The 14,372-nt window shown below is 73.7% G+C and carries 15 protein-coding genes; 8 read left to right on the top strand and 7 right to left on the bottom strand.

All coding sequences use genetic code 11. The features are described from left to right. Window positions 1-616: PD-(D/E)XK nuclease family protein (locus MNZ29_RS20800; protein WP_242356557.1), on the top strand; the 616-nt coding region annotated here is incomplete at its 5' end. 551 nt (window positions 617-1,167) lie between these two features. Here MNZ29_RS20800 and MNZ29_RS20795 read toward each other — a convergent pair. Further along, a complete protein-coding gene (locus MNZ29_RS20795; protein ID WP_242340827.1) occupies window positions 1,168-1,467 on the bottom strand; it encodes a DUF2795 domain-containing protein in 300 nt (99 codons plus the stop codon). 190 nt (window positions 1,468-1,657) lie between these two features. On the opposite strand from MNZ29_RS20795, the gene MNZ29_RS20790 reads away from it, so the two are divergent. From MNZ29_RS20790 to MNZ29_RS20780, 3 genes are all read left to right on the top strand, one after another. Further along, window positions 1,658-2,587 carry a class I fructose-bisphosphate aldolase gene (locus tag MNZ29_RS20790; RefSeq protein WP_242340828.1) on the top strand — a complete coding sequence of 310 codons (930 nt, stop codon included), beginning with the start codon at window positions 1,658-1,660 and terminating at the stop codon, window positions 2,585-2,587. A gap of 383 nt (window positions 2,588-2,970) precedes the next feature. Continuing rightward, window positions 2,971-3,489, top strand: coding sequence for a DUF507 family protein (locus tag MNZ29_RS20785; RefSeq protein WP_242340829.1), 519 nt, complete (start codon window positions 2,971-2,973; stop codon window positions 3,487-3,489). A 319-nt stretch (window positions 3,490-3,808) separates the two neighbouring features. Then, window positions 3,809-4,162, top strand: a complete 354-nt coding sequence (locus tag MNZ29_RS20780) for a hypothetical protein (protein WP_242340830.1) — start codon at window positions 3,809-3,811, stop codon at window positions 4,160-4,162. 22 nt (window positions 4,163-4,184) lie between these two features. Here MNZ29_RS20780 and MNZ29_RS20775 read toward each other — a convergent pair whose 3' ends face one another. From MNZ29_RS20775 to MNZ29_RS20765, 3 genes are all read right to left on the bottom strand, one after another. Continuing rightward, window positions 4,185-4,952, bottom strand: a complete 768-nt coding sequence (locus MNZ29_RS20775) for a DUF3108 domain-containing protein (RefSeq protein WP_242340831.1) — start codon at window positions 4,950-4,952, stop codon at window positions 4,185-4,187. Between the two features lie 11 nt (window positions 4,953-4,963). After that, window positions 4,964-6,643, bottom strand: a complete 1,680-nt coding sequence (locus MNZ29_RS20770) for a glycoside hydrolase domain-containing protein (protein ID WP_242340832.1) — start codon at window positions 6,641-6,643, stop codon at window positions 4,964-4,966. Window positions 6,644-6,717: 74 nt separating this feature from the next. Beyond that, window positions 6,718-7,461, bottom strand: coding sequence for a DUF3108 domain-containing protein (locus tag MNZ29_RS20765; RefSeq protein ID WP_242340833.1), 744 nt, complete (start codon window positions 7,459-7,461; stop codon window positions 6,718-6,720). A gap of 337 nt (window positions 7,462-7,798) precedes the next feature. On the opposite strand from MNZ29_RS20765, the gene MNZ29_RS20760 reads away from it, so the two are divergent. Further along, entirely contained in the window at window positions 7,799-8,020 is a 222-nt protein-coding gene (locus MNZ29_RS20760; protein ID WP_242340834.1) for a hypothetical protein, read from the top strand. A gap of 18 nt (window positions 8,021-8,038) precedes the next feature. Here MNZ29_RS20760 and MNZ29_RS20755 read toward each other — a convergent pair whose 3' ends face one another. The 3 genes from MNZ29_RS20755 to MNZ29_RS20745 are packed head-to-tail and all read right to left on the bottom strand — an operon-like array spanning window position 8,039 to window position 10,837. Further along, complete coding sequence (locus tag MNZ29_RS20755) at window positions 8,039-8,680, bottom strand: YggS family pyridoxal phosphate-dependent enzyme (RefSeq protein WP_242340835.1); 642 nt, start codon at window positions 8,678-8,680, stop codon at window positions 8,039-8,041. Between the two features lie 5 nt (window positions 8,681-8,685). Beyond that, window positions 8,686-9,285 carry a nucleoside triphosphate pyrophosphatase gene (locus MNZ29_RS20750; RefSeq protein ID WP_242340836.1) on the bottom strand — a complete coding sequence of 200 codons (600 nt, stop codon included), beginning with the start codon at window positions 9,283-9,285 and terminating at the stop codon, window positions 8,686-8,688. 7 nt (window positions 9,286-9,292) lie between these two features. Further along, the gene (locus MNZ29_RS20745) at window positions 9,293-10,837 is read right to left on the bottom strand and encodes a peptidylprolyl isomerase (RefSeq protein ID WP_242340837.1); all 1,545 of its coding nucleotides are present in this window, start codon (window positions 10,835-10,837) and stop codon (window positions 9,293-9,295) included. A 120-nt stretch (window positions 10,838-10,957) separates the two neighbouring features. Between MNZ29_RS20745 and mreC the strand changes: the two genes are divergently transcribed. The 3 genes from mreC to mrdA form a co-directional block, all read left to right on the top strand. Next, window positions 10,958-11,833, top strand: coding sequence for a rod shape-determining protein MreC (gene mreC / locus MNZ29_RS20740; RefSeq protein WP_242340838.1), 876 nt, complete (start codon window positions 10,958-10,960; stop codon window positions 11,831-11,833). Then, the gene (locus MNZ29_RS20735; RefSeq protein WP_242340839.1) at window positions 11,830-12,339 is read left to right on the top strand and encodes a hypothetical protein; all 510 of its coding nucleotides are present in this window, start codon (window positions 11,830-11,832) and stop codon (window positions 12,337-12,339) included. The genes mreC and MNZ29_RS20735 overlap by 4 nt, the downstream gene beginning before the upstream one ends. Before the next feature lie 6 nt (window positions 12,340-12,345). Beyond that, window positions 12,346-14,372 (top strand): penicillin-binding protein 2 (gene mrdA / locus MNZ29_RS20730; RefSeq protein WP_242356555.1); only part of this gene is annotated, 2,027 nt, incomplete at its 3' end.

The following is a 14,372-nucleotide window of genomic DNA, read 5'->3' as shown; positions in this document are numbered from 1 at the left end:
GCCGCCCCTCGAGCGCCGCGCGCAGCTCGCCGCCGCCGCGGCGCGGCGCGGTCACGACGCCCGCTCGCCCGGCGTGCGGCGCATCCTCGCGGAGGTGTCGCGCTTCGCGGACTCGGAGGGCGGGCGCGAGCTCGCGGCGGCGGCGCGCGACGCGCGGCTCCGCCGCGAGGTGCCCTTCCTCCTGCGCCTCCACGCGCGGGAGCGCGGCGCGCCGGCGGTCTACCTCGTCGGCGCCATCGACGCCCTCGTGGCGGACCGGCGCGCCACCGCGCTCACGGTCGTGGATTACAAGTACGCGACCTTTCGGCCGGACGCCGCCGACCGCTACCGCCTGCAGCTCGTCGCCTACGCGCTCGCCGCCCGCCGCGCCCACCCCGAGGCCCGCGTCCGCGCCCGCCTCCAGTTCATCCGCGGGGACTGCCGCGCCGTGGACGTCACCCCCGGCGAGCGCGAGCTCTCCCGCTTCGCGGCCGACGCCCCGCGGCTCGCCTGGGAAGCCTTCCGCGGTGACGGCGACCGCCCTCCCGCCTCACTCGGCCGCGACGAGGCCCGCTGCCGCGCCGAGGGCTGCGGCTTCGTCTCGCGCTGCTACCCCCGCGCCATCGACGGAAAGTGAATGGGCCGCGGCCCCCGCCGGGCTCTCGCCGCCCGCCGCGTTCGCACCAAGCCAGCCGCGTATCGCGCCGTGCCGCCCACGTTCGCTGCGTGCCGCCGCGTTGGCACTACGCCGCCACGTTCGCGCCGACCCGCCACGCCGCCGCATTCGCACCGATCCGCCGCATTCCCGCCACGCCGCCACGTTCGCACTACGCCGCCACGTTCGCGCCGACCCGCCACGCCGCCGCATTCGCACCGATCCACCGCATTCCCGCCACGCCGCTGCGTTCGCACCGATCCCGCCGCGTTCGCACCGAGCCCGCCGCCCGCAGAAACAACCGTGAACACCGGGGAGGGGCCCCGCGCAATCGCGCGGGGAGGGCGAAGCCCTCCCGGCGGGGAGCCGTCGCGGGGGGGGGGGGGGGGGGGGGGGGGGGGCGGCGCCCCCCCCCCCCCCGGCGGGGGGGGGGGGGCCCGCGCATGCGGGCGCGACGGCTCACGGGCCCCGCCGAGCAGGGGGTGGGGCCCCAGCAGCTCCGCTGCTGGGGCGGGGGGCGCAGCCCCCCGTCTCTACGGATGTTTGGTCGGCGCCGCCCCCGTCTCGACCGCCTCCTTGCCCAGATCGCCGCGATGGCGAACGTTCGTCGAGAACAGCCCGAACCGCGCCCCCGCCTCGCCGAACTGGCGCATGACGTCGTTCGGGCTCGTGTAGATCCGCTCGGGCAGCGATCTGAGGAAGTTGATCACGTCCGCTGGAGAGTCGCTCTCCGCCGCCGCTTGAGCGAGATCATCGCGGGAGATGGGGTACTCGACCTCGGACAGGATCGCCGCCGGGCTCCGCTCCGGCCGCTCGCCGACTCCACGCGCCATGGGACCTTCCTTTTCGGGGGTTCACTCCAAAGCTGCGCAGCCCGGTTTGGACCGGCCACCGCGCCGGCCGAGCGGGCGGAGGCTTTTCCCCTTGCCACCCCATCGCAGCGCTCTCTAGATTGCGCGTCGACTTGGAGCTCGCGTCGTCCTAGAGAACCCCGAACCCTCACGTCCTGCTGGGAGAATCGAAATGCCGGAGCGAACCACCACGCGCGTGAAAGAGATCCTGTCCTGGTATCAGAGCGACAGCCCCGGGACCCTCGCCAACCTGCACCGGCTGCTCATGACGGGCACGCTCGGCGGAACCGGCAAGCTCGTGATCCTCCCGGTGGACCAGGGCTTCGAGCACGGTCCGGCCCGCTCGTTCGCGCCGAACCCGGAGGGCTACGATCCGGACTATCACTTCCAGCTCGCCATCGACGCCGGGTGCAACGCCTACGCGGCGCCGCTCGGCTTCATCGAGGCCGGCGCGCGGAAGTTCGCGGGCCAGATCCCGACGATCCTGAAGCTCAACAACTCCGACTCGCTCTCGAAGCTCGGCGGCGCGCCCATCTCGGCGGTCACCGGCTCCGTGAAGGAGGCGGTGCGGCTCGGCTGCGCCGCGATCGGCTACACGATCTACCCCGCCTCCGACGCGCGTAACTCCCAGTACGAGCACCTGCGCGAGCTCACCGAGGAGGCCAAGGCGGCCGGCCTGGTGGTGGTGGTGTGGAGCTACCCGCGCGGCTCCGGCGTGTCGAAGGACGGCGAGACCGCCGTGGACATCGCCGCCTACGCCGCCCAGATCGCGGCGCAGCTCGGCGCGCACATCATCAAGGTGAAGCCCCCCAAGGACCTCGTCGAGCACCCGGAGGCGAAGAAGGTCTACGAGAAGTATCAGATCCCGACGAAGACCCTCGCCGACCGCGTGCGCCACGTCGTGCAGTCCGCGTTCAACGGCAAGCGCATCGTCATCTTCTCGGGCGGCGAGGCGAAGGGCACCGAGGACGTGCTGAACGAGATCCGCGGCATCAAGGAAGGCGGCGGGTTCGGCTCGATCATGGGCCGCAACGCCTTCCAGCGCCCGCGCGCCGAGGCGCTGAAGCTCCTCTCGGACGTGCAGAAGATCTACCTGAGCTAGCGCGGCCGGCCGTCCTCCGCTCCGCGCCGTGCGCGGCGCACGCGCAGTGAGCGGGGCGGGGGCGAGCGGCGGCGTGCGATCGAGAGGGCGGTGCCTGGAGGGGCGCCGCCCTCGCCGTTTCCGGGGCGGCTCCTGGCCGGGCGTCACCGCTCCGGCGCGACGCCGCGCGGAGCGTCGCCGAACCCTACGGGCCCGTGAGGGGACGAGCCCGAGGGGGCGGGTGGCGAGGCCGCAGATCGCGTGGAACCATGCTGCAGCCGAGGCCTTTTTTTCTTGCCACCCCTGGCGGCCGGGGTTTATACGGCTTTACCTTTTGTTTCGCGGTCTTCGCAACGGCACTCGGCCCGCGGCGCGGTCCGCGGCCGTCCAGGCGAGGAACTTCCATGCGGCTTTACCCCAAGGTCATCCCGACGATCGCCCGCGAGGTCATCCAGACCCTCATGCAGGACGGCGACATCGAGGTCGAGACCCTGCGCATCGCCGACGCCGAGATGGACATGGCGGCGATCATGAAGGAGTACCTCGCCGCCGAGGAGCGCGTGAACGCCGCGACCCGCGAGGCCCTCGAGCGCCGCGGCTACGATCACTCCCGGTTCACCCAGGTGAAGCGCGAGATGGCCGACGTCCGCGGCTTCAAGATGGGCGACGAGGGGATCGAGTACGTCATCGGCCAGATGATCGAGTTCCTCCTCATCTCGCGGAACGTCGAGGAGGTCTATTCCGAGGATCACTCCCTCCGGAAGAAGGTCTTCAACATCTTCAAGAAGCACCTCGACGTCGACGAGGAGATCGATCGCGAGGCGCGCGCCCGCCTGAAGCACCTGCAGGAGGGGACGAGCGCCTGGGACGTCGAGTATCAGAAGACGGTAGAACTCCTCCGCCGCTCCCGCGGCCTCATCTAGCTTTACCTCTCTCCAGCGCGGCGCACGATACCGGGGCTGCGACGGGCGTCCTCGCTCGTTGCGCCTGCGGCGTACGGAGGCAGTACGCCTCGGCGCGCCTCGCTGCGGGTGCCCGTCTCGCCTCCGGTCTCGTGTGCCTCTCGAGCCCTTGCTTCGCGGATGAGTCGCGCGAAAGCGGTGACGGTTGCGCAAGCGGCGGTGTGTCGTACGCGCGCCTCCGGAGCGGACTTCACGCAGGGATGAGCGACGTCCACCGCCGGTGACGTCCGCGCCCTCGCCGCAAAGTTGACCGGCGATATCGCCCCGCTACCATCGGGGGATGCCGCGTCAGAGCGCAGTCGTGGTCGTCGACGAGGAGCGCGTCGTCCCTGGCCCGGATGCCGCGGGCCGCCGGGCGGTGGAATCCCTCCGCGCGCGGCTCGCCGGTCGCGCGGCGCGGGAGCACGTCGTGCTCGACTTCCTCGACGACGATCTCGAGCAGGCGCGCGGCGCGCTCGCAGCCATCGCGACCTACGTCGCGAGCATCGAGGAGGCGCTCTCGGAGGCGGAGCCGTCGCAGCAGCGCGTCCTCTCGCTGGCGCTCGGCGGCGGGCCGATCGACCGGATCGAGCGGCTCGGGGCGGCGCTCGCGAGCGTGCGCCGCCGGCTCGCCCAGGTGGCGGCGCGGATGTGACGCGCCCCTCGGCGCTCGGCGCTCAGCGGGCGGCGCGCGTGCCGCGCACCGCCGCGAGCTGGGCGCGCACGGGGCCGAGCTCGATCTCCGAGACCGCCGCGACGAGCAGCCGGCGGGAGTCCCGCGTGAACCAGAGGTGAACGGGCCGCGGGCGCGCCTCGGGACGATCCGCCCGCCGCGCGAGCGCGTCCACCCGGAACGTCTCGAACCGGCCGGCCGGGGTCTCCACCGCCTCGCGCTCGGCGGCGACGGTCCCCTCGAGGTGCCACAGGCGACGGCTGGCGACGGCGTCGAAGCAGAAGCGGTCGCCCGGCGCGAGCCGCGCCGCGCGCAGGTAGTACAGGGCGGAGAGCGCGTCGAGCACCTCGCCCGCCGCGTCGAAGCGCGCCTCGCTCTCCCGGTCGCCCTGGCGGTACGCGATCGTGACCCGCCCGTCGCCCGGCATCCGCGCGTCGCTCGACTTCCGCACGCCGTTCTCGTCCATGTCGTCGCGGTAGCGCTCGGGGAGGAGCGTCGCCGCGTCCACCCAGGAGAGCCCCACGCCGACGAACCTCCGGATGCTCGCCAAGGCCGCCGTCGTGCGGGCGCGCGCCCGCAGGGGGACGATGCGGCCCCCCGACATGGGCCGCTCGACGCTGAGCTGGAGCAGCCCGGCCTTCACGGCGCCGAGCACGTCGAGCTCGAGCTCGAGGGTCTCGCCGGTGCGCCAGGGGCGCTCGCCGTCCGCGAGCGGCGGCAGCGCGCACGGCGGCGCGGCGGCGAGGGCGAGGGCCAGGAGCGGCGCGAGCACGTCGAGGATCCTCAGCGCCTCGCGCGGAGCTCGAGGCGGGCGAGCGCGTCCCCGAGCGCGGCGCGCGCGGCGAGCCACCGGCGAGGGTCCCGCTCGAACCCGCGCGCGCTCGGGACGAGCTTCGCCGCGGTCGCGTGCGCGAGCTCGCCGAGCCCGGCGGCCTCGGCCAGCCGCAGGAGCTCCAGATCCTCGAGCGCGTCGCGGATGATCTTGAGCCGGATGGACTCGACCGGGAACCCGTGCTCGCCGCCGAGCTCCCCCGGCAGGCCCGGGTAGAGGAGGGTGCCGTCGCCGTTCCCCGCGAACGCCCGCACGTCCTTCCACGGATCGCGATCGACCCACGCGTGGAGCACGTCGTAGTACAGCTCGCCCGCGAGGCCGCGCCGCCACCCGAGCCAGGCCACCGCGCGCGCGGTCGTGCCCGGGCGGTCGATGGCGTAGCCCGGCCAGCCCCGGAACTCGCGCAGCATCGTCGCGCGGCTCCGGCCGGAGGGCGGGATCTCGTCGCACCCGTGCGACATGCAGGAGGCGTAGGAGAACGAGACGTGCTCGTCCCGCCCCGCGCGCTCGGGGGCGAGCGTGAGGTTCGGCGCGAACGCGTCCACGGCGCCCGAGAGCGCCGGGTCGGGCGCGAGGGTGGCGAACACCCGGATCCCGGCCTCGTGCGCGAGCCGCGCGCGCCGGCGCAGCTCGGGGAGCTGCTCGGGCCGGGGCTCGTCGAGCGTGTAGAGCCAGAGGCGATCGCTCCAGCCGCGCGCGTCGAAGTGGCGCTTCCACGCGCGGAGGGTCGCGGCGAGATCCGCCTCGGGCCCATCCCAGACCTTCGCCGCGATCCGCACCTCGGCGAACGTGCCCTTCACGCCGGGTACGAGGGTGCCGTCGAGCACCGGTCCGACCTCGGCGTCGAAGCGGGCCCAGTCGAGCGCGCAGCGGCGCGCGGTGCACTCGCCGTCGGGCGGATCGGCGGACAGGGTGTACGGCGAGATGCGGTGGCGCTGGAGCGCCGCCGCGAGCGCGCGCGCGAGCACCGGGTCGTCCGGCTTGCCGAGGGCGCGCGTGCCGACGCGGGTGGGGAGCCCGAACGCCGCCGTGAACGCGCCGGTCGCCGGCAGCGTGAACGGCCACACGCGCAGCCGCAGCGGGACCGCCGCGAGCGCGCGCGCTCCGTCGCGCACGCGCACCTCGCCCCGGTACTCGCCCGCCGTCGCGCCCTCGGGGACGCAGACCTCGACCCAGATCGCCTGGAGCCGGCGCGCCGGCACCGCGACCGGGAACGCGCGGCGCGGTTCGCCGAAGAAGGGATCCCGCGCCGGGACGAGAGGATCCGGCCACTCCCCCGGCTCCCCCTCCGGCCCGGACCCGCGCGGCAGGGACAGCGTCGCGACGCGGTAGAGCGTGACGGGAACGGCGCCGGGGCCGGCGAGCGGCCGCGCCTCGGCGGAGAGCGCCGCGATCGGCCGCGCGCCGCGGACGGCGATCTGGGCGGACTCGCACTCGCCCCGGGCCGCCTCGAGCACGATCTCCCGGTCCCGCGGGACGGGATCCGCGGGCCGCAGCTTCTCGAGCCCGCTCGCGACGCCGAGCTCGACCGGCGGGCCCGGGCGGGCCTCGGGCCGTTCGGACGCGCAGGAGCGGGCCGGCGCGCCGCCGGCGCACGCCGCGAGGATTACCAGGAGGAGAGCCGCGCGCATCCACGCGAAGGTGCGCCGCGCTGGCGGCCGATGCAACGCGCGCCTCGGCCGGGGGGTGCGCCGGCCGGCGCGGATCAGCGCGCCGCGACCTCTCCGCCCGGAGTGTAGCTCCTCAGCTCCGCGACGATGCTGCCCACCGCGAAGTCCGCCTCGGCGCGCACGAGCACGTGCCGCGCGTCGTCGGACAGCCACATCCAGGAGTCGCGCTTCGTGGAGAACTTGCCCTCGAGCGCGGTGCGGATCTTCACCTTGATCGTGGGGAAGGCGCCAGCAGGCGTCTCGACCCGCTCGCGCCCGACGACCTCCGCGACGAGCGTGAACTGGTGGGTGCCGGAGGCGACGGGCACGTCGTAGCGCCGGCCGACCTCGAGCGGCTGCAGGCGCAGCCACATGAAGGCGCTCGTGAGGTCCTGGACGTTCGCCGGGACCTCGATCGTCTGCTCCTTCCGCTTGCCCTTGCGCTGCACCGTGACGGTGGCCTTCCGGCTCACGCGGTCGAAGCGGGCGCTGTCCTGGTGGAAGTCGCCCACCTCGTAGGCCTTGAGGTCCGAGCCGCGGGTGAGCTTCGTGCGCGCGTCCCAGTAGCTGACGAGGTGCTCCCGGATGTCCACGAGGCCCGCCACGCCCTGCGTCTTCGCCTGGAAGACCACCGGCCAGATGTCTCCCTCCGGCTTCCCCACCACGATCCTGCCTTCGCCCGTGGGGAGGCTGAGGTACGTGATCCGGAAGACGGTCTCCTCGCCGGGAGAGAACCCCTGCGCGCTCGCGGGGGCGGCGAGGAGGGCGACGACTGCGAGGGTGGCGAGGCGCTCGTGCAAGGGTTCTCCCGTCTCCGCGTCTGAGACCGCGCGGCGCGCGGAGGTTCAGCAAGCGAGATGCCAGCTTCGTGTAGCCCGAAAATGCAAGCCGCCGACGCGAACGTGGGGCCAGGCCGCGACAGGGGTGTCGGTTTCCGGCACGCTCCCGCGCGGAGCGCTTGACGCATTGCTTACAATGGAGCGCCCGGTCCCGCTATTCCCCGGCCCGTGAACGGGCAGTCCTACATCGTGCCCCTGGCGCTCGCTCGCACGCCCGCCCCGGGTTGGCGTACGCTCGCCCACGCCGGCCGGTCCGGCGCGGGTGGCGGCACCACCCCCGCGAGGAGGAGGGAGCGCGATGCCGTTCGACGCGGGCTACGACGAGGACGAGGTCCCGGCCGCGAGCGCGGAGGCGGGGAGGACGCGCCGGTTCGGAGACTTCGACTGCCCGGACTGCTCGGCGAACAACCCGTGGGACGACGGGTTCGGCCACGGCGACGAGGTCCGCTGCTTCTACTGCGGACAGGAGTTCCGGGTCGCGGTGAGCGACTCCGGGCGCCTGCGCCTCAAGGTGGTTTGACGGCGGGGCGGCGCCGCCTCAGGCGCCCTTGGGCGGCCGGACCCCGAAGATGGCCGTGCCCACCCGCACGAAGGTCGCGCCCTCCTCGACCGCCACGCGCCAGTCCCCGCTCATACCCATCGACAGCTCGGCGAGGCCGAGCCCGTCGCGCAGCGCCCGGAGCGCCCGGAAGTGGGGCCGCGGGTCGTCGTCGGGCGGCGGGATGCCCATCACGCCGACGAGCTCGACCGCGGGCAGCGCGCGGATCGCCGCGGCGAGCGCGGGCGCCTCGCGCGGCGCGCAGCCGGCCTTCGACGCCTCGCCGCCCGTGTTCACCTCCAGGAAGACGCGCGCGACCGCGCCCTTCTGGGCGAAGCGGCGGGAGAGCTCGCGGGCGAGCTCCGCGCGATCGACGGTGTGCACGTAGGCGACGCGGCCGGCGAGGTACTTCACCTTGTTCGTCTGCAGGCCGCCGATGAAGTGCCAGCGGAGCTCGGCGAGGTCCGTGAGCGCCTCCGCCTTCTCGCGCCACTCCTGCGCGTAGTTCTCGCCGAAGTCGCGCTGCCCGGCCGCGTACGCCTCGCGGATGGCGGCCGCGGGCTGCGTCTTCGACACCGCGACGAGGGTCACGTGAGCGGGCAGCTCCGCGCGCAGCCGGGCGAGGTTCTCGGCGATCCCCACGGCGCTCACCCCTCCGCGTCCGCGGGGGCGTCCCAGGGGAGGGGGTGGCCGGCGCGGCGGAGCAGCTCGGCCGTCTCCGCGAGCGGGAGCCCGACGACGTTCGAGACGCTGCCCTCGACGCTCAGCACGAACGCCCCGCCGGCGCCCTGGATGGCGTAGGCCCCGGCCTTGTCGAGCGGCTCGCCGGTCCCGACGTACCAGGCGATCGCGGCCTCGTCGAGCGGGGCGAAGCGCACGGCGGTCGAGACCACCGCCTCGACCTCGGTCGCGCCGGAGGCGCCGACGCGCCGGACGCAGACGCCGGTGAGCACCTCGTGCGCGCTCCCGGAGAGCGCGCCGAGCATGCGCCGCGCGTCCTCCGCGTCGCGCGGCTTGCCGAGCACCTCGCCCCGGAGCACGACCGCCGTGTCCGCCGCGAGCACGAGCTCGCCGGGCACGGCGCGGGCCTTCTCGCGGGCGACGCGCAGGACGTACTCGCGCGCCGGCTCGCCGGCGCGCACGGACTCGTCCGTGTTCGCCGGCAGCACCTCGTGCGGCACGCCCAGCTGGGCGAGCAGCTCGCGGCGGCGCGGGCTCTGGGATGCGAGGACGAGCCGGAGCGCCATGGAGGCCTTACCGCGCGGCGGTGGCGCTCCCCAGGAGCTCGATGTTCCGCTCGATCTTGGCGCCCTTGCGGAGGGTCTCGAGCCAGGTGGAGACGACCTGCGCCTCCTTCTGGTTGCGCAGCCGCGCCGACACCTGCTCGCGCGCGCCCTCGAACGCCTTCTCGTCGGCCGTCTCGCGGGCGGTGACGACCGCCACGACCGGGCCGGAGGGGACCTCGAACACCTTCGGCAGGACCTCGCCGGCGCGAGCGGCGCGCGCGGCCCCGATGATCTCGGCCGCCGGACCGAGCTTCGGGACGAACGGGCTCGACGCCGTGAACGTGCCGGTCTCCTCGGCCACGATCGGCTGCCCGCCGACGGTGAGGGGCTTCGCGTTCGGGAACTGCGCGGGGAGCGTCTTGCCGCCGCGGGCGGCGGCGAGGGCCGCCTGGGCGCGGTCCGCGGCCGCCTTGCGGGCGCGCTCCTGCGCGAGGAGCTCGCGGGCGATCTCCGGCCGGGCGTCGGCCAGCGAGACCTTCTTCGCCGGGACGACCTCCTCGGCCTGCACGAGGTGCCAGCCCGACGCGCTGCGCACGGGCTCGGACACCTTGCCCTGCTCGAGCGCGAGGGCCGCCTTCGCGAACGCCTCGTCGAAGAGCCCCTCGGTCACGAAGCCGAGCTCGCCGCCCCGGGCCTTCGTCGCCTCGTCGTCGGAGAGCGCCGCCACGACCTTCCCGAAGTCCTCGCCCTTCTTCACGCGGGCGGCGGCCTCCTCGATCTTCTTCTTGGCGGCGGCGTCGTCCGCGCCGGGGCCCACCCGCGCGAGGACGTGGCGCACGCGGACCTTCTTCTGCTGGTCGAAGCGGGCCGGGTTGTCCTTGTAGAACTGCTCGATGCGCGCCCCCTCCTTCTCGGCGAAGGCCTTCACCTCCGCGTCGGAGGGCTTCGCCTCCGCCTGGAACGCGGCGAGCGGGAACTTGACGAAGGTGAGGGCGAGCTTGTCCGCGTCGATCCTCCACGCCTCCTTGACCTCGGCGTCGGAGACCTTCACGTCCTCGCCCACCACGGCGAGCATCTTGCCGTAGAGGAGCTGGTCGCGGTACCACGCCTCGAACTTCGCGGGCGACCCGAAGTTCTGGCGCGCCGCGGCCTCGTAGGTCTCGAAGTGGAACGCGCCGTTCTGCTGGAAGGCGGGGATCGCGTGGATGCCGCTCGAGAGCTCCGCGTCGGAGACGAGGACGCCCCGGCGCTTCGCCTCCTGGATCACGAGCTCCCGATCCACGAGCTGGCTCAGGGCCTGGTCGGCCACGCCGAGCTGCGCGGCGAGCTCGCGGGTGAAGCCGCCACCCATCTGCGACTGGTAGAGGTTGTAGAGCTGGCCGTACTGCCGCTCCCACTCCACCGCGGGGATGGTCTTCCCGTTGACCTTCGCGGCGTAGGAGGCGCCCGCACCTCGGCACCCGCCCTTGCTGAGGCTGCCGGGGCCGAAGCTGATCACGAACACGACGATGATCGCGCCCAGGAAGATCCAGGTGATGATGCCGCCCTTGTTTGCTCGCAGCCCTTCCAGCATGAACCGGTGCTCCGCGTTGTTGTAGGTCGGCAGCCCCGCGTGGGAGGGGGCGCCGGAAGGTTGAACACCCTAGTCGAAGGGGGCTAAAATGCAAGGGTTTCTGCCCCCGCCGGAGTGTCCGTGTTCGCACTGCTGAGGCGGTACCGCGAGCTCATCCTCGTCGCGGTGCTGCTCGTCGTACCGCTGGGTGTCTACTTCGCGCACGCGAGGAAGCCGAGCGAGCGCTCGAAGCTCGATCGCGCCATCCTGTGGCTCATCACGCCCGTCGAGCGGAGCGTGGGCTGGGCCGTGTCCGGGGGGCTGCGCTCCTGGGACGGCTACCTCGCGCTGCGCCACGCCCGCGAGAAGGCGAACGATCTTTCACGCGAAGTGGACCTGCTCAAGATGGAGCGCCAGCAGCTCCTCTCGGAGCGCGCGGAGGTGGAGCGGCTGCGCAAGCTGCTCGCGTTCGCGCAGGAGTCGCCCGCGCGGAAGTACGTGGGCGCGCGCGTCGTGGGCGTGCGGCTCGCGCCCGCCGGGCTCCAGCTCCTCACCGTCGATCGCGGCACCGAGGAGGGGATCGAGCGGATGATGCCGGTCGTCGTCGCCGAGGGCGTGGTGGGGCGTGTCCACGGCGTCTCCGCGCACACCGCCGACGTGCTGGTCCTCACCGATCGCAACAGCTCCATCGCGACGGTGGTCGACCGCACCCGCGCGCGCGCGAACGTGCGCGGCATGGGCAAGCCCGACGCGTGCAAGCTCGACTACGCGCTGCGCGTCGAGGACATGATCGAGGGCGACTCGCTCGTCACGTCCGGCACCGACGGCGTGTTCCCGCGCGGCCTGCCGGTGGGGAAGGTGACGAAGCTGGAGCGCAACCAGCACGGCCTGTTCCAGGAGGCGCGCGTCGTCCCGTCGGTGGACGTGACGCGCATCGAGGAGGTCCTCGTGGTCACCGCCTGGGAGCGGACCGCGGAGGTCCTCCCGGCCGCCTACGCCCCCGGAAACCCACAGTGAAGCCGCTCGCCCACGTCCTGTTCGCGCTGGCCATCGCCGCGCTTCAGTCCGCCGTCCTGCGCTGGGTGGGCGGCGGCGCGTTCTCCGTGGCGCTCCTCGCCGCGTGCGTCGTCTACCTGGGCCTCCACGGGGGGAACGTGGAGGGCTCGGTGGGCGCGGCCGGGATCGGCTACGTGCTCGATCTCGTGACCGGCTCGCCGAAGGGGCTCATGACCTTCCTCGCGGTGCTCCTCTTCGTCCTCGCGCGCGCGGTGAACGCGGCCGTCGACGTGCGCAGCCGGGGCGGGTTCGCGCTGCTCTCCGGGGGCGGCGCCCTCGTGATCTCGCTCGGCGCGCTCGTCCTCACTCGGCTGACCTCCGCCCCGGAGTCGGCGCCCGGCCTCGGGCTCGTGCCGCGCATGCTCCTCGAGGCGCTCCTGACGGCGGCCGCGGCGCCGCTGCTCTACCCGGGACTCCGCCGGGTCGACCGGCTGTTCCACCGCGAGGAGCACGGGCTCCTCCGCTGACACGCGATGTCGATCATCCCTCCCAGCGCGCCCGGTGCGGCGCAGAAGGACTTCCGGCCGCGGCTCGCCTGGGCGACCGGGCTCGCCGTCCTCACGTTCCTCACGCTCGTGGGGCGCCTCTACCACCTGCAGGTGCTGCAGGGGGACGAGTACAAGGAGAAGGCCGAGGAGAACTTCGTGAAGGAGATCCGCCAGCCGGCGGATCGCGGCCACTTCCTCGACCGCAACCGGCGCATCCTCGTGGACTCGCGCCCCTCGTACGACGTCACGCTCACGCCCTACTTCTGCGGGAAGCAGTGCGACGAGGTCCTCGCGCGGCTCGCGGCCATGCTCTCGATGACGCCCGAGGAGGTGGAGCGCTCCCGCGGGCTCCTCGGCGGCGCGCGCAAGCTGGAGCGGTTCCGGCCGTTCACGGTGAAGGTCGACATCGCCCGCGAGGAGCTCGACCGCTTCCTCGCGCACCAGATGGATCTCCCGGGCGTGGACGTGCAGCCGATCCCGCACCGGAACTACCGGTACGCCGGGCTCGGCGGTCACCTCATCGGCTACATGAACGAGGCCGGCCCCGACGAGCTGAAGCGGCTCAACGAGGAGGTGCAGCGCTCGGGGACGGGCCAGGCGCCGTACCTGCTCGGCGACTACACCGGCCGGCGCGGCCTCGAGCGGAAGTTCGAGCGCGAGCTGCGCGGCATCGACGGGAAGGAGCGCGTCCCCGTCGACGCGAAGGGGCGCCGCAAGGAGGACGCGGAGGGCCTCATCCCCGAGGACCAGCGCGTCGTGCCGAGCGTGCCGGGGCACAACCTCGTGCTCTCGATCGACTGGCGGCTGCAGGAGTTCGCGGAGCAGGTGTTCCCCGCGACCGCCGGCGTGGTCCTCGCGATGGACGCCAAGACCGGGTTCCTGCTCGCGCTCGTCGACCGGCCCGCGCCGGACCCGAACAAGATGTCCGGCCGCATCACCTCGGCGGAGCTCGCCGCCATCCACTCGGACCCGCTGCAGCCCGAGCTCTTCCGCGCCATCCAGCAGCACTACCACCCCGGCTCGACGTTCAAGGCGCTCACCTCGATCGCCGCGCTGGAGGAGGGGCTCTACCGCCCCAACACGACGATCAACTGCCCCGGCTACTTCAAGATGGGCTCGCACCGCTGGCGCTGCGACAAGGAGACCGGGCACGGGGCCGTGGACTTCGAGCACGCGCTCGGCGCGAGCTGCGACGTCTTCTTCTACGAGGCCGGCGCCCGGCTCGGGGCGGACGCGATCGCGAAGTGGGCGCACGAGTTCGGGCTCGGCGTGCCGACGGACTTCGGGGTCCAGGGAGAGGTGCCGGGCCTCGTCCCCGACGTCGCCTGGCACGAGCGGCACATCCGCGGCGGCTACCAGAAGGGCATGCCGGTGAACCTCGCCATCGGCCAGGGCGACGTGAACGTCACGCCGATCCAGCAGGTCGTGTTCTACGGCGCGCTCGCGACCGGCAAGGTGTGGAAGCCCCAGGTCGTCCTGCGCGTCGAGGACGCCGACGGCAAGGTCCTGCAGGAGTTCGCGCCGCAGGAGCGCAGCCGCCCCAACATCAAGCAGTCCACCCGCGACACGGTGATGAAGGGGCTCCTCGCCGCCGTCAACGAGCCGTTCGGCACCGCCTACTGGCAGCGCCCGAAGGAGTTCACGGCGGCCGGCAAGACCGGCACCGCCCAGGTGGTCAAGATGGGCAAGCGCATGCGCGCCGAGCAGGTGCCTTACTTCGAGCGCGACCACGCGTGGTTCGCGACGTTCGCGCCGGCGGAGGATCCCGAGATCGTGGTGGTGGTGCTGAACGAGCACTCGGGCTTCGGCTCGACCAACGCCGCGCCGACCGCGATGGCGGTCGTGAAGAAGTGGATGGAGCTCAAGGCGCAGGACGCCGCCGAGCGCGCCGGGGTGGCGCTGGTCCAGCCGACGGACGCGGCCGCCGCTCCCGCCGCTGCGCCTGCGAGCGCCGTCCCGGGGCCGACCCCCGCGCCGGTCCCGGTCGCCGCGCCCGGCGCGACCCCCGCCGG

The organism is Anaeromyxobacter sp. SG64, from assembly GCF_022690745.1.
In the GTDB taxonomy this organism is placed as follows: domain Bacteria; phylum Myxococcota; class Myxococcia; order Myxococcales; family Anaeromyxobacteraceae; genus Anaeromyxobacter; species Anaeromyxobacter soli.
This window is presented reverse-complemented; position numbering and strand designations above follow the sequence as displayed.